The organism is Rhodococcus sp. Z6_132 (assembly GCF_058133635.1).
Map to the genome: position 1 here is coordinate 611,970 of NZ_JBYUNP010000001.1, position 23,736 is coordinate 635,705.

The window sequence follows — 23,736 nt, forward strand, 5'->3', positions numbered from 1 at the left end:
TAGGGGGCTCTGGCATGGCGTTCATGTCGCCGGTCGACTCGATGTTCCTGCTCATGGAGAGCAGGGAACACCCGATGCACGTGGGTGGGCTCTCGCTGTTCACCCCGCCGGAGGGCAGCGACGGAGCCGGGCTGGCCCGCTCGATGTACGAGGACCTCTCCGACACCGACAACATGCGCCAGCTCTTCCTGCGCAAGCCGCAGCACCTGCTCACCAGCTTCGCCCCGCTGCGGTGGACGCACGACGCCACGGTCGACGCGGACTACCACCTCCGGCTGTCCGCGCTGCCCAGCCCGGGCCGGGTCCGCGAGCTGCTGGAGCTGGTCTCGCGGCTGCACGGCACCCTGCTGGACCGGCACCGCCCGCTGTGGGAGCTGCACGTGATCGAGGGCCTCAACGACGGCCGCGTGGCGGTGTACTTCAAGACCCACCACGCGCTGATCGACGGGGTCGCGGCCACCCGGGCGTGGTACCGCGCGCTGAGCGAGGACGCCACCACGCCGTTCGTCTCGCCGTGGGTGGAGCCGGAGGACCGCAAGCAGGCAGAGCGTGCGGACAAGCCCAGCAGCGGCGGGTCGAGCCCGCTGTCCGCCGCGCTCGGCGGCGTCGCCCGCGCGGCGCTGGACGTGGCCGGGATCGCCCCCGCCACCATCGGCAGCGCGCTGCAGGCGTTCAACGACAACACCGCGGCCCTGCCCTTCCAGGCGCCGCGCACGATCTTCAACGTCCCCATCACCGGCGCCCGGCGCTTCGCCGCGCAGGCCTGGCCGATGGAGCGGCTGCGCGCGGTCAGCGACGCAGCGGGAGTGACGGTCAACGACACGGTGCTGGCCATGTCCGCCGGGGCGCTGCGTCGCTACCTGCTGGAGCTGGGCGCCCTGCCCGACGAGCCGCTGGTCGCGATGGTGCCGGTGTCGTTGCGCAAGGAGGGCGACGGCGAGGGCAACGCGGTGGGGGCGGTGCTGTGCAACCTGGGCACCGAGCTGACCGATGCCGGGCAGCGCCTGCACCGCGTGCACCAGTCGATGCGGTACTCCAAGAACGTGCTGGCCGGGCTGAGCCCGCTGCAGAGCCTGGCGGTGAGCGCGCTGAACATCGGTGGCCTGGCCCTGGGCCCGCTCGGGGGCGCCGACCGCCTCACCGGGCCGCCGTTCAACATCATCATCTCCAACGTGCCGGGGCCGGACACGGAGCGCTTCTGGAACGGGGCGCGGCTGGAGAACTTCTTCCCCGCCTCCATCCCCGTGGACGGCCAGGCGCTGAACATCACGGTGGCCAGCTACGCCGACACCATGCAGTTCGGGCTCACCGGCTGCCGGCGCAACGTGCCGCGGCTGCAACGCCTCCTGGTGCACCTGGAGGACTCGCTGGCCGAGCTGGAGAAGGCCACGGCCTGACCGTCGTCCGTACCGGCACGGGAACCGGCGCAGCTACCGGCGCGGCTTCCAGACCACCACGGCGGTGGAGCGGCGCACCGGCACCAGGTCGCGCCGGTAGCTGGCGTGCACGCCGGCAGTGGCCTGCTCAGCGGAGGCACGGGTGCGCTCGAGCTCGTCAGTGAGCTCCTCCACCTGGTCCTGCAGCGCCGTCACCTGCTCGGTCAGCTCGATGATGCGCTTGATGCCGGCGAGGTTCACCCCGTCGTCCTGGGACAGCCGCTGCACCTCGCGCAGCAGCGCCACGTCTCGTGGGGAGTAGCGCCGCCCGCCGCCGGGGCTGCGGTGCGGGGTGACCAGGCCGAGCCGGTCGTAGGTGCGCAGGGTCTGGGCGTGCATGCCCGCCAGCTCGGCAGCCACGCTGATCACGAAGACCCGGGCGTCGGGGTCCATGGACGGCGAGGGCCCCGGGGTGGGTCCGGGCCCGGCCATCAGCGATCGCCCGCCATCGCGCCCGCCCAGCGTGCTCGCGGGTCGAACCCGCTGGCGCGCTCGGCCTCGACGTAGGCCTGCAGCGCCTGCTGGGCCTCGGGGCTCAGCGTCGGGGGCACCGCCGCCTCCAGGGTGACCAGCAGGTCACCGGCCTGGCCGTCGCGCTTGCTCACCCCGCGGCCGCGCAGGCGCAGCACCCGGCCGTTGGCCGAGCCGGCGGGGACCTTCATCTTCACCCGGCCGTCCAGCGTGGGCACCGACAGCGTGGTGCCCAGCGCCAGCTCGCCGAAGCTCACCGGCACGGTGATGGTGAGGTTGTTGCCGTCCCGGCGGAACACCGGGTCGGGGGTGACGTGCACGGTGACGAACAGGTCGCCGGCCGGGGCGCCGCGCAGGCCGGCCTCGCCCTGCCCGGCCAGCCGGATGCGCTGCCCGTCGTCCACCCCTGCGGGGATTCGCACGGTGATGGTGCGGGTGCGCGTGGTGGTGCCGGTTCCCCGGCACTCCGGGCACGGGTCGTCCACCAGCGAGCCGGTGCCGCGGCAGTCCCGGCAGGGCTCGCTGAAGCCGAACGCCCCCTGGTTGCGGCTGACCACGCCGGCTCCGCCGCAGGTGGGACAGCTGCGCGGGTGGGTGCCCGGCTTGGCACCGCTGCCGTGGCAGGTGGTGCACGCCGCCGGGCTGGTGAGCCGCAGCGGGACCACCGCACCCTTGGTGGCGTCGGCGAAGTCCAGGCGCACCTCAGTCTCCACGTCGCCGCCGCGCTGGGGACGGCTCGCCTGCTGCCCGCCGGACTTGCCGAACAGCCCGCCGAACAGGTCGTTGAAGCTGCCCGGGTCGGCCTGGAACCCGCCGTTGCGGGCCTGGCCGAACAGGTCGTTCAGGTCGAAGTCGTTGGGCATCCCCGCACCGGGGCGCCCACCACCGAACCCGCGACCCCCGCCGGCGGCGAAGAGGCTGCGGGCCTCGTCGTACTCCTTGCGCTTGGCGGGGTCGGAGAGCACACCGTGCGCCTCCGACACCGCCTTGAAGCGCGCCTCCGCCTTGGCGTCCCCGGGGTTGGCGTCCGGGTGCAGCTCGCGAGCGAGCTTGCGGTAGGCCTTCTTGATCTCCTCGGAGGAGGCGTCGGAGGAGACGCCCAGCTCGCCGTAGAAGTCCTTGTCCATCCAGTCCCGCGCACTCACTGGGCGTCTCCTCCCCTCATTCTGCTGGTTTGTCCTGGACCGCCGAGGTCGCCGCAGCGTCCTCGGCCGGGGCGGAGCCGGCGTCCGGCACGGGGTCCTCGGACACCGCCACCATCGCCGGGCGCAGCACCCGGTCGCCGAACCGGTAGCCCTGGCGCATCACGGCGCTGAGCACCGGTTCGCCACCGGAGCCCTCGTGCGAGACCGCCTCGTGCAGCGCGGGGTCGAACGGGTCGCCCTCCGCGCCGAAGGCCGCCAGGCCCTGGCCGACCAGCGCGTCGGTGAGCTTGTCCGACACGGCCTTGAGCGGGCCCTGCAGGTCACCGTGGCTGCGGGCGCGGGCCAGGTCGTCGAGCACGCCGAGCAGCGAGGAGACCACCGACGCCTTGGCGGTGTCGATGACCTGCTGCCGGTCGCGCTCCACCCGGCGGCGGTAGTTGGCGTACTCCGCCGAGACGCGCTGCAGGTCGGCCGTGCGCTCGAGCAGCTCGGTCTGGAGCGGGTCCATGCCCTCGTCGGCGGCCCCCTCCTCGACACCGCTGCCGACGGCGTCCTCGGCACTGGCCGGCTCCGCGTCGTGGTACTCCACGGCCACCTCGTCGAGGTCGGCCTCGTCCACCGGGCCGCCCGGCGGGCGGACCTGACCCGTCTCCGGGTCGATCCGCCGCCGGTCGGTCACCCGCACGGGCTCCTCGCGGTGCTCCTCCTCGCGGGGGCTCACTTCGAGTCACCCTCCTTGGCGTCGTCGGGCTCGTCCACGACCTCGGCGTCGACCACGTCGTCGGCGCCGTCGGCACCGCCGGTGGGCTGGCCGTCGGCGGCCTCGGCGTTGGCGGAGGCGTAGATGGCCTCACCCAGCGCCTGCGACTCCGTGCCCAGCTTCTCCACCGCGGACTTGATGGCCTCGGTGTCGGTGCCACCGAGGGCGTCCTTGACCTCGGCGATGGCGGACTCGACCTTGGTCTTGACCTCGGCCGGGACCTTCTCCTCGTTGTCCTTGACGAACTTCTCCGTCTGGTGCACGAGGGACTCGGCCTGGTTGCGGACCTCGGCCTCGTCGCGACGCTTCTTGTCCTCCTCGGCGTGCGCCTCGGCGTCCTTCATCATCTGGTCGATCTCGTCCTTGCTCAGGGCCGAGCCACCGGTGATGACCATCGACTGCTCCTTGCCGGTGCCCAGGTCCTTGGCACTGACGTGGACGATGCCGTTGGCGTCGATGTCGAAGGTGACCTCGATCTGCGGGACGCCGCGGGGTGCCGGCGGGAGGCCGGTGAGCTCGAACATGCCGAGCTTCTTGTTGTACGCCGCGATCTCGCGCTCACCCTGGTACACCTGGATCTGCACGCTCGGCTGGTTGTCGTCGGCCGTGGTGAAGGTCTCCGACCGCTTGGTCGGGATGGTGGTGTTGCGCTCGATGAGCTTGGTCATCACGCCGCCCTTGGTCTCGATGCCCAGCGACAGCGGGGTCACGTCGAGCAGCAGGACGTCCTTGACCTCACCGCGCAGCACACCGGCCTGCAGGGCGGCGCCCACGGCGACGACCTCGTCGGGGTTCACGCCCTTGTTGGGCTCGCGGCCACCGGTGAGCTCCTTGACCAGGTCGGTCACGGCGGGCATGCGGGTGGATCCACCGACCATCACGACGTGGTCGATGGCGCCCACGGAGATGCCGGCGTCCTTGACCACGGCCTTGAACGGCGCGCGGCAGCGCTCGAGCAGGTCGGAGGTGATCTTCTGGAACTCGGCGCGGGAGAGCTGCTCGTCGAGGAACAGCGGGTTCTTGTCCGCGTCCACGGTGATGTAGGGCAGGTTGATCGAGGTGCTCTGCCCGGAGGACAGCTCGATCTTGGCCTTCTCCGCGGCCTCGCGCAGGCGCTGCATGGCCATCTTGTCCTTGGTCAGGTCGATGCCCTGCGAGGACTTGAACTTGTCGGCCAGCCAGTCGACGATCCGCTGGTCCCAGTCGTCACCACCGAGGTGGTTGTCACCGGAGGTCGCCCGCACCTCGACGACGCCGTCACCGATCTCCAGCAGGGACACGTCGAAGGTGCCGCCACCGAGGTCGAAGACCAGGATGGTCTGCTCCTTCTCGCCCTTGTCCAGGCCGTAGGCGAGGGCAGCCGCGGTGGGCTCGTTGACGATGCGCAGGACGTTGAGGCCCGCGATCTGGCCGGCCTCCTTGGTGGCCTGGCGCTGGGAGTCCTCGAAGTAGGCCGGGACGGTGATCACCGCGTCGGTGACCTCCTCGCCCAGGTAGGCCTCGGCGTCGCGCTTGAGCTTCATCAGCGTGCGGGCGCTGATCTCCTGCGAGGTGTAGTCCTTGCCGTCGATGCCCACCTTCCAGTCGGTGCCGACGTGGCGCTTGACGGATCGGATGGTGCGGTCCACGTTGGTGACAGCCTGGTTCTTGGCCGGCTGTCCCACGAGCACCTCGCCGTTGCGCGCGAACGCGACGACCGACGGCGTGGTGCGCGAGCCCTCAGAGTTGGCGATGACGGTGGGCTCGCCACCCTCCAGCACCGATACGACTGAGTTGGTGGTACCGAGGTCGATCCCGACCGCACGAGCCATGGTGGTTCCTCCTACTAGTTCTGTCCTGGGTTACCGATTGCGTCCCCGCTCGCGCGGCGAACGGCAACCTTAAGCGTGATCGGCTCAAGTTTGCCTGAGCACTGACACTTCGGTCAAATCCAACCTGAGTCGGGTCCGCTCAAGGCGCTGCGGATCCTTCAACGCACCACCTGTGACGACTGTTCCCGCTCCGTATGCAAGGAGGCGGCTACCGCAAAGTAGGGTCACCCGAGCACTGTCGCGACGGAAGGTTGCAGGTCAATGAACGCGTTGACGATCACCATGGGCACCGTTGGTGTCCTCATCAGCCTTGTGTGCTGGTACATCTTCATCCAGGGCGTGGTCAAGATGATCAAGATCATCCGACTGGGCCAGCCCGACGCCACCCGCAACGGTCCGCTCGCGGCCCGCCTCACGCAGATGGCGAAGGAGGTCGTCGCCCACACCAAGATGAACAAGAAGCGCAACGTGGGACCTGCGCACTGGTTCGTCATGTGGGGATTCCTCATCGGCAGCCTCGCGTGGTTCGAGGCGTACGGCGAGACCTTCGACCCGCACTTCCACTGGCCGCTGATCGGCAACTGGGCCCCGTACCTGCTGCTCACCGAGATCCTCGGTGTGGGCACGGTGCTGGGTGGCCTGGCGCTGGTGATCATCCGGCAGATCAACCACCCGCGACGCGCTGACCGGCTGTCCCGCTTCGGCGGCTCCAACTTCAAGCAGGCCTACTTCGTCGAGGCCGTGGTCATCATCGAGGGCCTGGGGATCCTGGCCGTCAAGGCGTTCAAGGTCGCCAGCGACATCGAGCACGCGCCGAACTGGGCCAACTTCCTCACCAACCCGATCGGGCACGCGCTGCCGGACAGCGCCACCGCGGTCTCCGTCGTGGCCCTGGTCAAACTGCTCTCCGGCATGATCTGGCTGCTCGTCGTCGGCCGCTCGCTCACCATGGGTGTGGCGTGGCACCGCTTCAGCGCCTTCTTCAACATCTACTTCAAGCGCCAGGACGACGGTGGTCCCGCGCTCGGCGCGCTGCTGCCGATGATGTCGCAGGGCAAGGCCCTGGACTTCGAGGAGGCCGACCCGGACAAGGACGTCTTCGGTGCCGGCAAGATCGAGGACTTCAAGTGGAAGGGGTGGCTGGACTTCACCACCTGCACCGAGTGCGGCCGCTGCCAGGAGCAGTGCCCGGCCTGGAACACCGGCAAGCCCCTCTCCCCGAAGCTGGTCATCACCTCCCTGCGCAACCACGCCTACGCCAAGGCGCCCTACCTGCTGGCCGGTGGCTCCACCGACATGGCCGGCGACGAGGTGGGCCTGGTGGACGGCGAGGGCAACGTCGACCAGGCGAAGCTCGACGCGGTCCCGCAGGCTGCCCGGGACGAGGCGGCCCGCTCGCTGATCGCCGAGGCGGTCGACGGCGGCGTCATCGACCCCGAGGTGCTGTGGAGCTGCACCACCTGTGGCGCCTGCGTGGAGCAGTGCCCGGTGGACATCGAGCACGTCGACCACATCGTCGACATGCGTCGCTACCAGGTGCTGATCGAGTCGGAGTTCCCCACCGAGCTCGGTGGGCTGTTCAAGAACCTGGAGAACAAGGGCAACCCGTGGGGCCAGAACGCCAAGGACCGCCTCGCGTGGGCCGAGGGCCTCAGCTTCGACGTGCCCGTCTTCGAGGGTGAGCTCGGCGACGCCGAGTACCTGTTCTGGGTCGGCTGCGCCGGTGCCTTCGAGGACCGCGCCAAGAAGACCACCCGCGCGGTGGCCGAGCTGCTGCACATCGCCGGCGTGAAGTACACGGTGCTGGGCACGGAGGAGACCTGCAGCGGCGACCCCGCGCGCCGCTCCGGCAACGAGTTCCTCTTCCAGATGCTCGCCCAGCAGAACGTCGAGGTGCTCAACTCCGTCTTCGAGGGTGTGGAGAAGGGCAAGCGCAAGATCGTCGTCACCTGCGCGCACTGCTTCAACGCCCTGGGCAACGAGTACCCGCAGGTGGGTGGTGACTACGACGTGGTGCACCACACCCAGCTGCTGAACCGCCTGGTGCGGGAGAAGAAGCTGGTGCCGGTGGCCAGCGTCGGCGAGGACGTCACCTACCACGACCCGTGCTACCTGGGTCGGCACAACAAGGTCTACGACGCTCCCCGCGAGCTGGTCGGGGCCTCCGGTGCCACCCTGCGGGAGATGCCGCGCCACGCCGAGCGCTCGCTCTGCTGTGGTGCCGGTGGCGCCCGGATGTGGATGGAGGAGCGCATCGGCAAGCGCATCAACCTCGAGCGCGTGGACGAGGCGCTGTCCACCGCTCCGACGAAGATCGCGACCGGCTGCCCGTTCTGCCGCGTCATGCTGACCGACGGCCTGACCGCGCGCCAGGACACCAAGGTGGCGCCGGAGTCGGTGCAGGTGGTCGACGTGGCCCAGCTGCTGCTGGAGTCCGTCACCGCCGACCGCAAGCCGGGCGCTGGCGACCTGGCCACCGAGGAGCCTGCTGACGTGCCGACCGACGAGGTGCCCACCGGCACCCCGCTGCCGGACGAGGACAACGCCCCTGGCGCCGCGCAGTCCGCCACCCAGCCCGCCGACGGCTCGGACGACCCGAGCACCAAGGGCACCGAGGGCACCGAGGCCTCGCCCAACGGAAGCGGCGCCGGTGCGGAGCAGGAGAGTGGCTCGGCCAACGGGACCGGCACCACGCCGGAGCCCGACGACGCCGCGACCGCCCGCAAGGACGGCGACGCGAGCTGAGCCGGCGGCGCCGCGAGGCGCCTGACACACGAGTACGGGTGTGGCTACGACCTGACGGTCGAAGCCACACCCGTACTGCTTCCGGCCACGCTGCTGGACCGGTGGCTCCGTCCTGCTCTCGTGGAGATGCTCGCGTCCCAGTGTGCGACCACGGCGAGCGGTTCGCATCCCGAAAATCACGTGCACACAAGCAATTTCGATCTGAGACGCCGATCACTTCGGCGCCCCGCACCGGGGGGCAGCAGCCGCTTGACCTGCAGTGTCGACACGGGCACGGTCAGTGCCCGGCACCCCGGAGAGGGTCGGGAGCGGCCCCAGGAAATGTCCGAAAAATATTGCCTGGACCCGAGTGCAACTATGTAGGGGTGAGCAACCACGTGGACCAGTCCCCCAGCACTCTGCTGATGCACAGCCACCGCGCGCTGAACCAGTCCCGCAAGCTGGAGAACGTGCTGTACGACATCCGGGGACCGGTTCAGGCGCACGCGGCGCGGCTGGAGTCCGAGGGACACCGGATCCTCAAGCTCAACATCGGCAACCCGGCGCCGTTCGGCTTCGACGCGCCGGACGAGATCCTGCAGGACGTCATCGCCGGCCTGCCCACCGCGCAGGGCTACTCCGACTCCAAGGGTGTGCTCTCCGCCCGCCGCGCGGTGGTGCAGCACTACCAGCAGCAGGCGGGCTTCCCCGAGCTCGACGTGGACAACGTCTACCTGGGCAACGGCGTGTCCGAGCTGATCACCATGTCCCTGATGGCCATGCTCGACGACGGCGACGAGGTGCTGGTGCCCGCGCCGGACTACCCGCTGTGGACAGCCTCGGTGAACCTCGCCGGCGGCACCCCAGTGCACTACCTCTGCGACGAGGCCGACGGCTGGAACCCCAACCTCGCCGACCTCGAGGCCAAGATCACCCCGCAGACCAAGGCGCTGGTGGTGATCAACCCGAACAACCCGACCGGGGCGGTCTACACCCGGCAGGTGCTGACCGGCCTGGTGGAGCTGGCCCGCAAGCACCGGCTGGTGCTGATGGCCGACGAGATCTACGACAAGATCCTCTACGACGACGCCGTGCATGTCCCGCTGGCCTCGCTGGCGCCGGACGTGTTCTGCCTGACCTTCAACGGCCTGTCCAAGGCCTACCGGGTGGCCGGCTACCGCGCCGGCTGGATGGCGGTGACCGGGCCCAAGGCGCACGCGGCCAGCTACCTCGAGGGCCTCACGCTGATGGCCTCGATGCGGCTGTGCCCCAACGTGCCGTCGCAGAACGCCATCCAGGCCGCGCTCGGCGGGTACCAGAGCATCAACGACCTGATCCTGCCCGGCGGCCGACTGCTGGAGCAGCGGGACACCGCGTGGGAGGAGCTCAACAAGATCCCCGGCGTCTCCTGCGTCAAGCCGCGCGGAGCGCTGTACGCCTTCCCCCGGCTGGACCCGCAGGTGCACGAGATCTACGACGACCAGAAGCTGGTGCTCGACCTGCTGCTGGCCGAGAAGATCCTGGTGGTCCAGGGCACCGGCTTCAACTGGCCGGCGCCGGACCACCTGCGCGTGGTCACCCTGCCGTGGGCCCGAGACCTGTCCAAGGCGATCCAGCGGCTGGGCAACTTCCTGGCGTCGTACACGCAGTAGGTCCGGGTGGCGTCTCCCGGCAGCAGGCCCGCGCTGCCGTCGGTGTGTGCCACCATGCCCGGATGAGATTCCTGGTTCGTCTCGTCATCAACGCCGTCGCCATCTGGCTGGCCGCCGAGTGGGTGTCCGGCATCGAGATCGCCTCCTCCGGCCGCGGCCAGGGCTGGGACGTCGTGGTGGTGCTGTTCATCGCGCTGGTGTTCACCGTGGTCAACGCGGCGATCCGCCCGGTGGTCAAGCTGCTGTCGCTGCCGCTGCTGATCGTCACCCTGGGCCTGTTCACCCTGGTGATCAACGCCCTGATGCTGTGGCTGACCGCGTGGATCTCCCAGGCCACCGACTACGGCCTGACCATCTCCGGCTTCGGTGCCGCGTTCTGGGGCGCCCTCATCGTCTCGCTGGTCAACTGGCTGCTGGGCGCGCTGGTGCCCGAGCACGCCCGCCGCTAGCTCTCACCCGAGGCCCCGCCACACGACGACGGCGCCGCGGCCGGCACGGAGATCCGTGCGGCTGCGGCGCCGTCGTGGTGCGGGAGGGTCAGACGCCCATGCTGCGCCCGATGATCTCCTTCATGATCTCCGTGGTGCCGCCGTAGATCGTCTGCACGCGGGAGTCCATGTACGCCTTGGCCACCGGGTACTCCCGCATGTAGCCGTAGCCGCCGTGCAGCTGCAGGCAGCGGTCGATCAGGCCGACCTGCTTCTCGGTGCTCCACCACTTGGCCATCGCGGCGTCGGCCACGGTCAGCTTGCCCGCGTTGAGCTCCATGATGCAGCGGTCCACGAAGTTGCGGGTGACCGCGGTCTCGGTGGCCAGCTCGGCCAGGGTGAAGCGGCTGTTCTGGAACGAGCCGATGGGCTTGCCGAACGCCTTGCGGTCCTTGCAGTACTGCAGCGTCATCTCCAGCACGCCCTCCATGGCCGCCGCCGCCACCACGGCGATGGACAGCCGCTCCTGGGGCAGGTTGGTCATCAGGTGGACGAAGCCCAGGCCCTCGGTGCCCAGCAGGTTCTCCGCCGGCACCCGCACGTTGTCGAAGTGCAGCTCGGCGGTGTCCTGCGCCTTCATGCCGATCTTGTCGAGGTTGCGGCCGCGGCTGAACCCGGGCATGTCCCGCTCCACCACCAGCAGGCTGAAGCCCTGGGCGCCGGCCTCGGGGTTGGTGCGCGCCACCACGATCACCAGGTCGGCGTTGATGCCGTTGGTGATGAACGTCTTGGACCCGTTGAGGATCCAGTCGGTGCCCTCGCGCTTGGCGCTGGTGCGGATGCCCTGCAGGTCGCTGCCGGTGCCCGGCTCGGTCATCGCGATGGCGGTGATCAGCTCGCCGCTGCAGAACCCGGGCAGCCAGCGCTGCTTCTGCTCCTCGGTGGCCAGCTCGGTGAGGTAGGGCTGCACCACGTCGTTGTGCAGCGGAAAGCCCAGGCCGCTGAACCCGCTGCGGGCCTGCTCCTCGGCCACCACCGCGTTGTAGCGGAAGTCCTTGACGCCACCGCCACCGAAGGACTCCTCCACCGCCATGCCGAGGAAGCCCTGCTTGCCGGCCTCCTTCCACAGCTCGCGGTCGACGATCGCGTCGTCCTCCCACTGGTCGTGGAACGGCGCGACGTGCTGGGCGAGGAAGGACTGGTACGACTCGCGGAAGAGGTCGTGCTCCGGCTCGAAGATGGTGCGATCCACAGGATGCCTCCAGGGGCGGGGTGCTCAGACTTAAATGCAGGTTGGACTGTTTGTTGAGTTCACCTTAGGGTAGAGACGTGCCTGTTGAACAGCAACCGAAGTCGTCGCGCACGCAGAGCGAGCGCACGGCGACCACCCGCGCCAAGCTCCTCGACGCCACCCTGGAGTCGCTGGTGGAGCTGGGCTACGCCCGCACCACCACCCCGGGCATCGCCGCGCGCGCCGGGCTGTCCCGGGGCGCGCAGCTGCACCACTTCCCCACCAAGGAGTCCCTGGTGGTCGCCGCGGTCGAGCACCTCGCCCGCAAGCGGGAGGCCGAGATCCGCGCGGAGCTGGGCGGGCACCACGACCGCGGCCGGGCGCTGGAGCTGCTGGCCGACGCCTTCGACGGCCCGTTGTTCCTCGCCGCGCTCGAGCTCTGGGTTGCCGCGCGCACCGACCCGGCGCTGCGCGCGGCGCTGCTGCCCCTGGAGCGGGAGGTGGCCGAGGCGCTGACCGCCCTGGGCGCCGAGCTGCTCGAGGTCCCCGCCGACGCCGCCACGATCGAGCTCACCATCGAGCTGGTCCGCGGCCTGGGCATGTCCGTCCTGTTCAACTCCCCCGCCACCGCGCAACGACGTCGCCAGCGGCTGCTCGCCGCCTGGCGAGAGATGCTGGAGCAGCAGTGACCACCACCGAGAACGCCCCCACCCGCCCGCGCACGCTGCCCGGCCACGTCCACACCCTCGTGGTGGGTGCGGGCTTCGCCGGCATCGGCATGGCCGCCAAGCTGCTGCGTGCCGACCGCAACGCCGACGTGCTGGTGATCGAGCGCGCCGACGAGGTAGGTGGCACCTGGCGGGACAACACCTACCCCGGCGCGGCCTGCGACGTGCCCAGCGTCCTGTACTCCTTCTCCTTCGCGCCCAACCCGGACTGGAAGCACTCGTACTCGCGCCAGCCGGAGATCTTCGACTACCTGCGCAACGTCGCCACAAGTGCCGGCGTGCGCCGCAACCTGGTCACCGGCTGCGAGCTGCTGGGCGCCACCTGGGACGACGACGCCCAGCTGTGGCGAGTCCGCACCAGTTTGGGCGAGCTGACGGCGACGGTGCTGATCGCCGCCACCGGCACGCTCTCCCAGCCCAAGCTGCCCGCGCTGCCCGGCCTGGCCGACTTCACCGGCACCACCTTCCACTCCGCCACCTGGAACCACGACCACGACCTGCGCGGCGAGCGAGTCGCCGTGGTGGGCACCGGTGCCTCCGCGGTGCAGTTCGTGCCGGAGATCATCGACGACACCGAGCACCTCACCGTCTTCCAGCGCACCGCCGCCTGGGCCTGCCCACGGCCCGACGGGTCGCCATCGGCCCGCACCCGCGCGCTCTACCGTCGCATCCCGCTGGTGCAGAAGCTGGTGCGCGGCGGGGTGTACGCCATCCTGGAGCTGCTGGTGCTGGTGCTGGCCCACCTGACCCGGCTGCTGCCGATCATCAGCGTGTGGCCGCGGCGCTACCTGCGCAAGCACGTCACCGACGAGGGCAAGCGCAAGGCCCTGACTCCGAGCTTCACCCTGGGCTGCAAGCGGGTGCTGCTCACCAACACCTGGATCCCCACCCTGGCCCGACCGGACCTCACCCTGGTGGCCAGCGGGATCCACCACGTCACCGAGCGTGGCGTGGTGGACAACGACGGCGTGGAGCACGCCGTCGACACCATCATCTTCGGCACCGGGTTCACCCCCACCGAGCCGCCGGTGGCGCACCTGCTGCGCGGGGCCGACGGCCAGACGCTGGCCGAGCACTGGGCCGGCAGCCCGCACGCCTACCTGGGCACCACGGTGGCGGGCTTTCCCAACCTGTTCCTGATGTACGGGCCCAACACCAACCTGGGCCACAGCTCCATCGTCTACATGCTGGAGAGCCAGGCGGCCTACATCAGCGACGCCCTGGCCGTGATGCGCCGCCGCGAGCTGTCCTCCCTGCAGGTGCTGCCCACCGAGCAGCAGGCCTACAACGCCCGGATCGACGACCAGCTGCAGGGCACGGTGTGGAACGCCGGCGGCTGCTCCAGCTGGTACCTCGACGCCAGCGGGCGCAACTCCGCCATGTGGCCGACGTTCACCTGGCGCTACCGGCAGCTGACCAAGCGGTTCGACCCCAGCCGCTACCAGCTGGTCGCCGCGAACACCCAGCAAGCCACCAACCAGCGAGCCGCCAACCGGCCCGCCGACGTCACCCCCGCGTCGTGAGGCGCCCCGAGCACCTGGTGCTGGCCGCTGCGGCGGCCGTGACCGTCGCAGGGGCGCTCACCGACCGCCCCGCGCTGCAGCGGGCGGCCAAGCCGCTGATCGGGCCGTCGCTGGCCGTCCGGGTGCTGCGGGCACGCGCCGACCTCAGCGGCACCGACACCGCGCTGCTGCTCGCCGGCCTCGCTGCCGCGACGGTGGGCGACGTGTACATGCTCGAGCCCGACGACGACGCTCGCATCGTGCAGGGCGCCTCGGCGTTCGCGGCCATGCACGGTGCCTACTCGCGGGTGCTGCGCCGCCACGGCGCGCGCTCGCACCTGGCGACGGCCCTGCCCCGACTGGCCGCGAGTGGTGGCCTGGGTGCGCTGCTGGCCCGGCGCGCCCCGGAGGTGGCAGCACCCCTGGGCGCCTACGGCCTCACCCTCAGCGCCACGTCCACCCTGGCCGCCGACCCGGCGCTGGCCCCCGCAGCGCCTCGACTGCTGGGGCTGCCGCTGCCCCGCCGCAGCGACCCCCGCACCTGGCTGGCCGCAGGTGGACTGACGTTCGCCGCCTCGGACGCGCTGGTCGCGGTGCGCCGCACGGTGATTGCCAACGGCGCTGGTCGCAGCGCCGCGGAGGGCGTCGTCCTCGCCTCGTACGTGCTCGCCCAGCTGCTGCTGGTGGAGGGAATGCTGGAGCTCGCGCGCAGAAAGTGAGATGTTGCTCACAACTGCTCGGTGGGCCACACTCGGCTGGCGAACACGACGCTGCTGAGGAGTCGACTGATGACCGAGACCGCAGAGCTGCACACCCTCCACCGCGCCGTCGAGCAGCTGCGCAGCTGCGTGGGCGACCTGCGCGGGCGCTACGGAGACATCCCACACGTGCGCCGGCTGATGGGCGACGTTGACCGCATCGACCTCGACCTGTCGGAGATGGACACGCTGCCCGCCCCCGTGGTGGCCACTCGGCCCCCGCTGGAGCGCATCGACGACACCCCGGTGGACCCCGCGATGTGGCTGGGCGTCGACGACGAGGGCATTGGCGGCTACCACGGCGGCAGGGGGCTGTGACCCGCTCGGCGGTCCGCGCCGGGGTGGGGGACGCCGAGGCCGGCCGGGCCACCATCCGCGCCCGCACGCTGCGCCGGGACCGGTGGTGGCTGCAGCCCGCGGTCACCTTCACCCTGCTCACCGCCTGGTTGCTCTACGCACTGGTGCGCACCGCGTCGCAGCGGGCGTACTTCGTGGAGGAGTACCACTACCTCTCCCCGTTCTCCTCCCCCTGCGTGTCCGCCTCCTGCGCCCCCGCCGCGCGCGACCTGGGCACCTGGTTCGGGGAGTTCCCGCCCTTCCTGCCCTACGCGCTGCTGGTGCTGCCGTTCCTGCTGGGCTTCCGGTTGACCTGCTACTACTACCGCAAGGCCTACTACCGCTCGTTCTGGCTGTCCCCGCCGGCGTGCGCGGTGGCCGAGCCGCACTCCCGCTACACCGGAGAGTCCCGCCTCCCGCTGGTGCTGCAGAACGTGCACCGCTACTTCTTCTACGCCGCCGTGCTGGTCTCGGCGCTGAACACCTACGACGCGGCGCGCGCCTTCCGCGGCGCTGACGGTGGCTTCGGCATCGGGCTGGGCACGCTGATCCTGGTGCTCAACGTGGCCCTGCTGTGGACGTACACGGCGTCGTGCCACTCCTGCCGCCACCTCATCGGCGGCCGGCTCAAGCACTTCTCCGCCCACCCCCTGCGGTACAAGGCGTGGACGGGGGTCTCCAAGCTCAACACCCGGCACATGGAGCTGGCCTGGATCACCCTGGCCACCCTGGTGATCGCCGACGGCTACGTGGCGCTGGTGGCCTCAGGCGCGCTCACCGACCTCCGGCTGGTGAACTGATGGCTGCCGACGTGGAGCAGCACGACTTCGACGTGGTGATCATCGGCGCCGGCGGAGCGGGCCTGCGGGCGGCGATCGCCGCCCGCGAGTCCGGGATGCGCACCGCGGTGGTGTGCAAGTCGCTGCTCGGCAAGGCGCACACGGTGATGGCGGAGGGCGGCATCGCCGCCAGCATGGGCAACGCCAACAGCAAGGACAGCTGGCAGGTGCACTTCCGCGACACCATGCGCGGGGGCAAGTTCCTCAACTCCTGGCGGATGGCCGAGCTGCACGCGCAGGAGGCGCCGGAACGGGTGTGGGAGCTGGAGACCTACGGGGCCCTGTTCGACCGCACCCCGGACGGCCGGATCAGCCAGCGCAACTTCGGGGGGCACGAGTACCCGCGGCTGGCCCACGTCGGCGACCGCACGGGCCTGGAGCTCATCCGCACCATGCAGCAGAAGATCGTGTCGCTGCAGCAGGAGGACCTGGCCGCCTCCGGCGACGCCGAGAGCCGCATCCGGGTGTTCCAGGAGTGCACCGTCACCGAGCTGCTGCGCGACCCCTCCGGTGCCATCGCCGGTGCGTTCGGCTACTGGCGGGAGACCGGCCGGTTCCTCCGCCTCGACGCCCCCGCCGTGGTGCTGGCCACCGGCGGCATCGGCAAGTCGTTCAAGGTGACGTCCAACTCCTGGGAGTACACCGGCGACGGCCACGCGCTGGCCCTGCGCGCGGGCGCCACGCTGGTGAACATGGAGTTCGTCCAGTTCCACCCCACCGGCATGGTGTGGCCGCCGTCGGTCAAGGGAATCCTGGTCACCGAGTCGGTCCGTGGCGACGGTGGGGTGCTGCGCAACTCCGAGGGCAGCCGCTTCATGTTCGACTACGTGCCCGCCGTCTTCCGCGGCCAGTACGCGGAGTCGGAGGAGGAGGCCGACCGCTGGTACGACGACGCGGACAACAACAAGCGCCCACCGGAGCTGCTGCCGCGGGACGAGGTGGCCCGGGCGATCAACACCGAGGTCAAGGAGGGGCGGGGCTCCCCGCACGGCGGGGTGTTCCTGGACATCGCCACCCGGCGTGACGCCGCGGAGATCATGCGCCGCCTGCCGTCGATGCACCACCAGTTCAAGGAGCTCGCCGACGTCGACATCACCAGCGAGCCGATGGAGGTCGGACCGACCTGCCACTACGTGATGGGCGGGGTGCAGGTGGACCCGGACACCGGTGCCGCGGTGGGGGCGCCGGGGCTCTTCGCCGCGGGAGAGGTCTCCGGCGGCATGCACGGCTCCAACCGCCTCGGCGGCAACTCGTTGTCGGACCTGCTGGTGTTCGGCTGCCGGGCCGGGATCGGTGCCGCCGAGCACGTGAAGGGGCTGGACGGGCAGCGGCCGCAGGTGGAGCAGGAGGCGGTGGACGCGGCGGCGGCGACCGCGCTGGCCCCGTTCGAGGAGGACGGCGGGGAGAACCCGTACACGCTGTACCAGGACCTGCAGCAGACCATGAACGACCTGGTCGGCATCATCCGCAAGGCCGACGAGATGCAGGAGGCGCTGTCCCGGCTGGAGCAGGTCAAGGGCCGTGCCGAGCACCTGACCGTGGAGGGGCACCGGCAGTTCAACCCGGGCTGGCACCTGGCGCTGGACCTGCGGAACATGCTGCTGGTCAGCGAGTGCGTGGCCCGGGCGGCCCTGCTGCGCGAGGAGAGCAGGGGCGGGCACACCCGGGACGACTTCCCGACGATGGATCCCCAGTGGCGGCGCAAGAACCTGCTCTGCTCGGCCGTGGACGGCAAGGTCGACATCGTCGAGCAGGTGATGGAGCCGATGCGCCCGGACCTGCAGGAGCTGTTCACCCGCGAGGAGCTCGCGAAGTACCTGACCGACGAGGAGCTCGAGACCGTCCGGGAGGACCAATGAGCGCTGTCCGGGAAGGCCCCATGAGCGCTGTCCGGGAGGACCAATGAGCTATGACGCGCACTTCCAGGTCTGGCGCGGTGACGCCGAGGGCGGCGAGCTGGTCGACTACACCGTGGAGGCCATCGACGGTGAGGTGGTGCTCGACGTCCTCCACCGGCTGCAGGCCACCCAGTGCGGCGACCTGGCCGTGCGGTGGAACTGCAAGGCGGGCAAGTGCGGCTCGTGCAGCGCCGAGGTCAACGGCCGCCCCAAGCTGCTGTGCATGACGCGGATGTCCACCTTCACCGAGGAGGAGACGATCAGCGTCACGCCTCTGCGCACCTTCCCGGTGATCCGCGACCTGGTCACCGACGTCTCCTACAACTACGCCAAGGCGCGGGAGATCCCCGCCTTCGCCCCGCCTGACCTGGAGCCCGGCGAGTACCGCATGCAGCAGGTGGACGTGGAGCGCTCGCAGGAGTTCCGCCGCTGCATCGAGTGCTTCCTCTGCCAGGACGTCTGCCACGTCATCCGCGACCACGAGGACAACAAGGAGGCCTTCGCCGGCCCGCGCTTCCTGATCCGCGCCGCCGAGCTGGCCATGCACCCGCTGGACGTTCGCACCGACCGGGCCGAGGTGTCCCGAGACCAGCAGGGCATCGGCCTGTGCAACATCACCAAGTGCTGCTCCGAGGTGTGCCCCGAGCACATCAAGATCACCGACAACGGGATCATCCCGATGAAGGAGCGGGTGGCCGATCGTCGCTACGACCCGCTGGTGTGGCTGGGCAGCAAGATCGGCCTGCGCAAAAAGGACTAGAACGTGTTCTTGACGCCGCTGGGCGGGTGATGCAGAGTCGAGCACGTGTCGTGGGCCACAATGACTCACATCACAAGGAGCAAGTCTCTCATCACAACGAAGGGCGTTAAGGCGACGTGAAGACTAAGGGCGCAATCCTCTGGGGACTCAACGAGCCGTGGTCGGTCGAGGAGATCGAGATCGGTGACCCGCACGCGGGAGAGGTGACCGTCGAGCTCGTCGCCTCCGGGATGTGCCACTCCGACCATCACGTCGTCACCGGGGCCACGCCGAGCACGTTCCCCTTCCTGGGCGGGCACGAGGGCGCGGGCGTGGTCACCAAGGTCGGTCCGGGCGTCACCGGGCTGCAGGAGGGCGACCACGTGGTCAGCTCCTTCATCCCCTCCTGTGGCCACTGCCCGGCCTGCTCCTCGGGCCACCAGAACCTCTGCGACCTCGGTGGCTCGCTCCTCGGCGGCGCGTCGATCAGCGACGGCTCGTTCCGCATCCAGGCGCGCGGTCAGAACGTCTCCGCCATGGTCCTGCTCGGCACGTTCTCGCCGTACATGACCGTCAACCAGGCGTCAGTGGTCAAGATCGAGAAGGACATCCCGCTGGAGGTGGCGGCACTGGTCGGCTGCGGCGTCACCACCGGCTTCGGCTCGGCCACCAACGTGGCCAACGTCCAGGTGGGCGACACCGTGGTGGTCATCGGCTGCGGTGGCGTGGGCATCAACGCCGTCCAGGGTGCGGCCGCCTCCGGCGCCAAGCGCGTCGTCGTGGTCGACCCGGTGGAGTTCAAGCGCGAGCAGGCCATGGAGTTCGGTGCCACACACGCCTACGCCACCGCCCAGGAGGCGATGGAGAAGGTCTACGAGATGACGTGGGGCCGCGGCGCCGACAAGTCGATCGTCTGCATCGGTCACATCCACGGCGAGGACGTCGACACCGCCGTGTCCATCATCGGCAAGGGCGGCACGGCCGTCATCACCGGCATGGGCGACATCGCCGACATGGACGTGAAGCTCAACCTCTTCACCTTCACCATGTTGCAGAAGGACCTCAAGGGCAACATCTTCGGTGGTGCCAACCCCCGGGTGGAGATCCCCAAGCTGCTCTCGCTCTACCAGGAGGGCCAGCTCAAGCTGGACGAGCTGGTCACCAACACCTACAAGCTCGAGGACATCAACCAGGGTTACCAGGACATGTTTGACGGCAAGAACCTGCGCGGCGTCATCCGCTACACCGACGCCGACCGCTAGCCGAGCCCGACGCGCACCGAGGGCCACAGCCGAGCAGACGGCTGTGGCCCTTCGTGCGTGGCTCTCCGCCGACGGACCGTCCGCTGGCTGGGACGACGCGGCACACGCACCGCAGTTCTTAGGTTAGGGTCACCTCAGAATCGGTTGCTCGCAACCACTGAGCCTGCGCAAGAACCCGGAGCCCTCATGACAAGTCGTACCCGCCGCTTCCGCGGCGCCGTCGCCGCCACCGGCGTCGCCCTGGTCGCCGCGCTCACCCTCACGGCCTGTGGCGACGACGCCTCCGCCAACGAGTCGGGCAGCAGCACCCTCACCATCAAGCACGCCCAGGGCGAGACCCAGGTGCCGGCCGACCCGCAGAAGGTCGCCGTGCTCGACTTCGCCGTGCTGGACACCCTGGACACCCTGGGCGTCCCGGTGGCCGGCGTTCCGAAGCAGGCCCTGCCCCCGATGCTGAGCAAGTACGCCGACGGCAAGTACGCCGACTACGGCACCAACAAGACCGCGGACGCCGAGGCCGTGGCCGCCTCCGCCCCCGATCTCATCATCGTCGCCGGCCGCAGCGCGGCCAGCTACGCCGAGATGAGCAAGATTGCCCCGACCGTGGACCTGACCAGCGACGGTGACGCGCTGGAGGCGCTGAAGAGCACCACCACCACCGTGGGCCAGATCTTCGGCAAGCAGGACCAGGCGAGCGCAGCGCTGAAGAAGATCGACGACCAGGTCGCGGCGGCCAAGAAGGCCACCGCAGGCAAGGGTGACGGCCTCATCGTGCTGGTCACCGGCGGCAAGATGAGCGCCTTCGGCGCGGGCTCGCGCTTCGGCCTGCTGCACGACGCCCTCGGCGTCACCCCCGCAGCACCCGAGCTCAAGGTCGACATCCACGGCCAGTCGGTCTCCTTCGAGTACATCGCCGAGACCAACCCCGACTGGCTGTTCGTCATCGACCGCGACGCCGCCATCGGCCAGCAGAGCAAGGCCGCCATGGAGGTGCTGGACAACCCGCTGGTCGCCAAGACCACCGCGTGGCAGAAGAAGCAGGTGGTCACCCTCGACGGCTACCGCTGGTACTCCCTCGGCAGCGGTCTGAGCAACGTCTCCGAGATGATCAAGTCCGTCCAGGACACCTTCGCCAAGTGACGCTCTCGTCTCCCGTCGCAGTGGCCACCGGCAGCACGCCGGTGGCCACTCGGCCGTCTCGCGACCGTCTCTGGCTCGTGCTGGGGACGGTCGCGGTGGTGGTCCTGGCGGGGGTCAGCCTGTTCATCGGGGTGAGCGACGTCCGGCCGTCCACGCTGTGGGAGGGCGGCAGCGAGGCCTGGGAGGTGCTGGTGATCAGCCGCGTCCCGCGCACCCTGGCGCTGGTGCTGGCCGGCGCCTCCATGGCGATCGCCGGGCTGATCATGCAGATGCTCGCCCGCAACAAGTTCGTCGAGCCCTCCACCGCGGGCACCGTGGAGTCGGCCACCCTGGGCATCCTCGTCATGACCATGCTCGCCCCCGGCCTGCCGGTGCTGGCCAAGATGCTCGGCGGTGCGGTCTTCGCCCTGATCGGCACCGCGCTCTTCCTGCGCATCCTGCGCAGGCTGCCCACCGCCAACACCCTGCTCGTCCCGCTGGTGGGTCTGATGCTCGGCGGCGTGATCGGGGCGGTCTGCGACTTCTTCGCCTACCGCGCCGACCTGCTGCAGTCGCTGTCGGCCTGGACCACCGGCGACTTCTCCGCCGTCATCCAGGGTCGCTACGAGATGCTCTGGCTCGCCGGGCTGCTCGCCGTCATCGCCTACGCGGTGGCCAACCGGTTCACCGTGGCCGGCCTGGGCGAGACCTTCACCACCAACCTCGGGCTGAACTACCGCCGAGTCCTCACCCTGGGGCTGTCCATCGTCGCCCTGGTCACCGCGGTCGTGGTGGTGACCGTGGGCGCCATCCCCTTCCTCGGCCTGATCGTGCCCAACGTGGTCAGCATGATCGTGGGCGACAACGCCCGCCGCGGCATCCCCTGGGTGGCCGTGGGCGGTGCCGGCTTCGTGCTGGCCTGCGACATCGTGGCCCGCACCGTGCGCTACCCCTTCGAGATGCCCATCGGCACCGTGGTCGGCGTGATCGGTGCCGCCGTGTTCCTGTTCCTGCTGCTGAGAGGCACTCGCCGTGGCCCCGCCTGAGGCACTGACGGCACCGCAGCGCACGCGCTCCCGGACGGTTGCCGGCCTGCTCGGCTCCGACGGCGTCCGGCTGGCCCTGCTCGGGCTGCTGGCGCTGGTGTCAGTGGTCGCGTTCCTCACCCTGGGCGTGCGAGGCAACTGGTCGTACGTGCTGGAGCGGCGTGCCGTGGTGGTGGTGACCATGGTGGTGGTCGGCTACGCCATCGCGCTGTCCACCGTGCTGTTCCAGACCGTCACCAACAACCAGATCCTCACGCCGTCCATCATGGGCTTCGACTCCCTCTACCTGCTGATGCAGACGGTGGCGGCGTTCTTCATCGGCGCCACGGCCACCGCCACGGCCGACCCCATCAGCCGCTTCGGCGTCGAGGTGGCGTTCATGGTGGTGTTCTCGCTGCTGCTCTACCGCTGGCTGCTGGTGGGCATGCAGCGCAGCATGCACCTGCTGGTGCTGGTGGGCATCATCTGCGGCGTCTTCTTCCGCAGCATCTCCAGCTTCCTGCAGCGACTGATGGACCCAGCGGCGTTCATCGTGCTGCAGGACAGCTTCTTCGCCGACTTCTCCCGCGTGGACCGGCGCCTGCTCGTGGTCAGCGCACTCGTGGTCGTGGTGATCAGCGTGCTGGCTTGGCGCATGCTCGCCAAGCTGGACGTGATGGCGCTGGGCCGGGAGACCGCGGTCAACCTCGGCGTCGACCACCGCCGCACGCTGCTCACGGTGCTGGTGATGGTCACCCTGCTGGTGTCGGTGGCCACCGCCCTGGTCGGGCCCACCACGTTCTTCGGCCTGCTGGTGGCGCACCTGGCCTACCGGTTGATGCGCTCGCACAAGCACCGGGTGACGGTGCCCGCCGCCGCCCTCGTCTCGGTGATCACCCTGGTCGGTGGCCAGACCGTGCTCGAGCGGGTCTTCCGCTCCGACACCAGCCTGTCCATCATCGTCGACTTCCTCGGCGGCCTGGTCTTCATCTTCCTGCTCCTGCGGAGGTCCACCCCGTGATCACCATCGACAACGTCACCAAGAGCTACGGCCACACCACCGTGGTCGACGGGGTCTCGCTGCAGATCGCCCGCGGCGGGATCACCTCGATCATCGGCGCCAACGGTGCCGGCAAGTCCACCCTGCTGGCCATGATGAGCCGGCTGCTGCCGATGGACTCCGGGGTGATCACCGTGGACGACCTGGACGTCTCCCAGGCCAAGAGCCGCGTGCTGGCCACCCGGATGGCCATCCTCCGCCAGGACAACCACGTCACCGTGCGGCTGACCGTGCGCGACCTGGTGGCCTTCGGCCGGTTCCCGCACAGCGGCGGCCGGCTCACCGTGGAGGACAAGCGCCACATCGACGAGTCCGTGGCGTACCTGGGCCTGCAGGACCTGGCCGACCGCTACCTCGACGAGCTCTCCGGCGGCCAGCGGCAGCGGGCGTTCGTCGCCATGGTGCTGTGCCAGGACACCGACTACGTGTTGCTGGACGAGCCGCTGAACAACCTGGACATGAAGCACTCCGCGGCCATGATGCAGCTGCTGCGCCGGGCGGCCCGGGAGCTGGGCAAGACCATCGTGATCGTCATCCACGACATCAACTTCGCGTCCTGCTACTCCGACCACATCGTCGCCATGCGCAACGGCGCGGTGTGCTGCCAGGGCTCGCCCGCGGAGATCATGACCACCGACTGCCTGCGTGGTGTCTTCGACATGGAGATCGCCATCGAGCAGGTGGGCGGGCACCTGCTGGGGCTGTACTACACCAGCGGCGCCGAGACCCCGGCCGGCTGAGGCACCCTCCCCCGCTGGCCTGGTCAGCGCCCGCCTGGGGCCCAGGAGCCGTCTTCTTGCAATCGGTGCGCA

Annotated in this window: 21 protein-coding genes; 16 read left to right on the forward strand and 5 right to left on the reverse strand. The window is 70.0% G+C overall.

All coding sequences use genetic code 11. The features are described 5' to 3' along the window. Nucleotides 1-14: 14 nt before the first annotated feature. Entirely contained in the window at nt 15-1,397 is a 1,383-nt protein-coding gene (locus AC3YO9_RS02860) for a WS/DGAT/MGAT family O-acyltransferase (protein WP_127784230.1), read from the forward strand. A 33-nt stretch (nt 1,398-1,430) separates the two neighbouring features. Here AC3YO9_RS02860 and AC3YO9_RS02865 read toward each other — a convergent pair whose 3' ends face one another. Genes AC3YO9_RS02865 through dnaK form a run of 4 tightly spaced genes read right to left on the reverse strand, consistent with a single transcriptional unit; the run spans nt 1,431 to nt 5,623 of the window. Continuing rightward, entirely contained in the window at nt 1,431-1,868 is a 438-nt protein-coding gene (locus AC3YO9_RS02865) for a heat shock protein transcriptional repressor HspR (protein ID WP_127784231.1), read from the reverse strand. Further along, complete coding sequence (gene dnaJ, locus AC3YO9_RS02870; protein WP_127784232.1) at nt 1,868-3,052, reverse strand: molecular chaperone DnaJ; 1,185 nt, start codon at nt 3,050-3,052, stop codon at nt 1,868-1,870. Before dnaJ ends, AC3YO9_RS02865 begins: the two co-directional genes overlap by 1 nt. Before the next feature lie 16 nt (nt 3,053-3,068). After that, nucleotides 3,069-3,773 (reverse strand): nucleotide exchange factor GrpE, encoded by a 705-nt coding sequence (gene grpE, locus AC3YO9_RS02875; RefSeq protein ID WP_489982060.1) that lies wholly within the window; start codon nt 3,771-3,773, stop codon nt 3,069-3,071. Beyond that, the gene (gene dnaK / locus AC3YO9_RS02880) at nt 3,770-5,623 is read right to left on the reverse strand and encodes a molecular chaperone DnaK (protein WP_127784233.1); all 1,854 of its coding nucleotides are present in this window, start codon (nt 5,621-5,623) and stop codon (nt 3,770-3,772) included. Before dnaK ends, grpE begins: the two co-directional genes overlap by 4 nt. Before the next feature lie 261 nt (nt 5,624-5,884). Here dnaK and AC3YO9_RS02885 point away from each other — a divergent pair, with 261 nt between their 5' ends. The 3 genes from AC3YO9_RS02885 to AC3YO9_RS02895 all read left to right on the forward strand — a co-directional run bounded on the left by AC3YO9_RS02885 (nt 5,885) and on the right by AC3YO9_RS02895 (nt 10,448). Further along, on the forward strand, nt 5,885-8,368 hold the full coding sequence (locus AC3YO9_RS02885) for a heterodisulfide reductase-related iron-sulfur binding cluster (protein ID WP_489982061.1): 2,484 nt from the start codon (nt 5,885-5,887) through the stop codon (nt 8,366-8,368). A gap of 404 nt (nt 8,369-8,772) precedes the next feature. Beyond that, nucleotides 8,773-9,999, forward strand: coding sequence for a pyridoxal phosphate-dependent aminotransferase (locus AC3YO9_RS02890; protein WP_489982560.1), 1,227 nt, complete (start codon nt 8,773-8,775; stop codon nt 9,997-9,999). 62 nt (nt 10,000-10,061) lie between these two features. Continuing rightward, on the forward strand, nt 10,062-10,448 hold the full coding sequence (locus AC3YO9_RS02895) for a phage holin family protein (RefSeq protein ID WP_489982062.1): 387 nt from the start codon (nt 10,062-10,064) through the stop codon (nt 10,446-10,448). Between the two features lie 88 nt (nt 10,449-10,536). Here AC3YO9_RS02895 and AC3YO9_RS02900 read toward each other — a convergent pair whose 3' ends face one another. After that, complete coding sequence (locus AC3YO9_RS02900; RefSeq protein WP_489982063.1) at nt 10,537-11,679, reverse strand: acyl-CoA dehydrogenase family protein; 1,143 nt, start codon at nt 11,677-11,679, stop codon at nt 10,537-10,539. A 77-nt stretch (nt 11,680-11,756) separates the two neighbouring features. On the opposite strand from AC3YO9_RS02900, the gene AC3YO9_RS02905 reads away from it, so the two are divergent. The 12 genes from AC3YO9_RS02905 to AC3YO9_RS02960 all read left to right on the forward strand — a co-directional run bounded on the left by AC3YO9_RS02905 (nt 11,757) and on the right by AC3YO9_RS02960 (nt 23,664). Continuing rightward, nucleotides 11,757-12,347 carry a TetR/AcrR family transcriptional regulator gene (locus AC3YO9_RS02905; protein WP_127784237.1) on the forward strand — a complete coding sequence of 197 codons (591 nt, stop codon included), beginning with the start codon at nt 11,757-11,759 and terminating at the stop codon, nt 12,345-12,347. A gap of 89 nt (nt 12,348-12,436) precedes the next feature. Further along, nucleotides 12,437-13,909 (forward strand): flavin-containing monooxygenase, encoded by a 1,473-nt coding sequence (locus tag AC3YO9_RS02910; protein WP_489982561.1) that lies wholly within the window; start codon nt 12,437-12,439, stop codon nt 13,907-13,909. Continuing rightward, nucleotides 13,906-14,607, forward strand: a complete 702-nt coding sequence (locus AC3YO9_RS02915) for a lysoplasmalogenase (RefSeq protein WP_489982064.1) — start codon at nt 13,906-13,908, stop codon at nt 14,605-14,607. Before AC3YO9_RS02910 ends, AC3YO9_RS02915 begins: the two co-directional genes overlap by 4 nt. A 69-nt stretch (nt 14,608-14,676) precedes the next feature. Further along, complete coding sequence (locus tag AC3YO9_RS02920) at nt 14,677-14,964, forward strand: Rv0250c family protein (protein ID WP_127784239.1); 288 nt, start codon at nt 14,677-14,679, stop codon at nt 14,962-14,964. Further along, nucleotides 14,961-15,782: a hypothetical protein gene (locus AC3YO9_RS02925; protein ID WP_489982065.1), complete on the forward strand. Its 822-nt coding sequence runs from the start codon at nt 14,961-14,963 to the stop codon at nt 15,780-15,782. The genes AC3YO9_RS02920 and AC3YO9_RS02925 overlap by 4 nt, the downstream gene beginning before the upstream one ends. Beyond that, complete coding sequence (locus AC3YO9_RS02930; RefSeq protein ID WP_489982066.1) at nt 15,782-17,680, forward strand: fumarate reductase/succinate dehydrogenase flavoprotein subunit; 1,899 nt, start codon at nt 15,782-15,784, stop codon at nt 17,678-17,680. The genes AC3YO9_RS02925 and AC3YO9_RS02930 overlap by 1 nt, the downstream gene beginning before the upstream one ends. Before the next feature lie 43 nt (nt 17,681-17,723). Further along, the gene (locus AC3YO9_RS02935) at nt 17,724-18,479 is read left to right on the forward strand and encodes a succinate dehydrogenase/fumarate reductase iron-sulfur subunit (RefSeq protein WP_489982067.1); all 756 of its coding nucleotides are present in this window, start codon (nt 17,724-17,726) and stop codon (nt 18,477-18,479) included. Between the two features lie 116 nt (nt 18,480-18,595). Beyond that, entirely contained in the window at nt 18,596-19,720 is a 1,125-nt protein-coding gene (locus AC3YO9_RS02940; protein ID WP_127784243.1) for an NDMA-dependent alcohol dehydrogenase, read from the forward strand. Nucleotides 19,721-19,906: 186 nt separating this feature from the next. Next, entirely contained in the window at nt 19,907-20,860 is a 954-nt protein-coding gene (locus tag AC3YO9_RS02945) for a siderophore ABC transporter substrate-binding protein (RefSeq protein WP_489982068.1), read from the forward strand. Beyond that, complete coding sequence (locus AC3YO9_RS02950; protein WP_489982069.1) at nt 20,857-21,885, forward strand: ABC transporter permease; 1,029 nt, start codon at nt 20,857-20,859, stop codon at nt 21,883-21,885. The genes AC3YO9_RS02945 and AC3YO9_RS02950 overlap by 4 nt, the downstream gene beginning before the upstream one ends. After that, nucleotides 21,872-22,885, forward strand: a complete 1,014-nt coding sequence (locus AC3YO9_RS02955; protein WP_127784245.1) for an iron chelate uptake ABC transporter family permease subunit — start codon at nt 21,872-21,874, stop codon at nt 22,883-22,885. The genes AC3YO9_RS02950 and AC3YO9_RS02955 overlap by 14 nt, the downstream gene beginning before the upstream one ends. Next, the gene (locus AC3YO9_RS02960) at nt 22,882-23,664 is read left to right on the forward strand and encodes an iron ABC transporter ATP-binding protein (RefSeq protein ID WP_489982070.1); all 783 of its coding nucleotides are present in this window, start codon (nt 22,882-22,884) and stop codon (nt 23,662-23,664) included. Before AC3YO9_RS02955 ends, AC3YO9_RS02960 begins: the two co-directional genes overlap by 4 nt. Nucleotides 23,665-23,736 lie beyond the last annotated feature (72 nt).

Bases quoted from the DNA above. Each gene is read 5' to 3' on its own strand.
- AC3YO9_RS02860 (WP_127784230.1), top strand. From the start codon at position 15: ATGGCGTTCATGTCGCCGGTCGACTCGATGTTCCTGCTCATGGAGAGC.
- AC3YO9_RS02865 (WP_127784231.1), bottom strand. From the start codon at position 1,868: ATGGCCGGGCCCGGACCCACCCCGGGGCCCTCGCCGTCCATGGACCCC.
- dnaK (WP_127784233.1), bottom strand. From the start codon at position 5,623: ATGGCTCGTGCGGTCGGGATCGACCTCGGTACCACCAACTCAGTCGTA.
- AC3YO9_RS02885 (WP_489982061.1), top strand. From the start codon at position 5,885: ATGAACGCGTTGACGATCACCATGGGCACCGTTGGTGTCCTCATCAGC.
- AC3YO9_RS02890 (WP_489982560.1), top strand. From the start codon at position 8,773: ATGCACAGCCACCGCGCGCTGAACCAGTCCCGCAAGCTGGAGAACGTG.
- AC3YO9_RS02895 (WP_489982062.1), top strand. From the start codon at position 10,062: ATGAGATTCCTGGTTCGTCTCGTCATCAACGCCGTCGCCATCTGGCTG.
- AC3YO9_RS02910 (WP_489982561.1), top strand. From the start codon at position 12,437: ATGGCCGCCAAGCTGCTGCGTGCCGACCGCAACGCCGACGTGCTGGTG.
- AC3YO9_RS02920 (WP_127784239.1), top strand. From the start codon at position 14,677: ATGACCGAGACCGCAGAGCTGCACACCCTCCACCGCGCCGTCGAGCAG.
- AC3YO9_RS02930 (WP_489982066.1), top strand. From the start codon at position 15,782: ATGGCTGCCGACGTGGAGCAGCACGACTTCGACGTGGTGATCATCGGC.
- AC3YO9_RS02935 (WP_489982067.1), top strand. From the start codon at position 17,724: ATGAGCTATGACGCGCACTTCCAGGTCTGGCGCGGTGACGCCGAGGGC.
- AC3YO9_RS02945 (WP_489982068.1), top strand. From the start codon at position 19,907: ATGACAAGTCGTACCCGCCGCTTCCGCGGCGCCGTCGCCGCCACCGGC.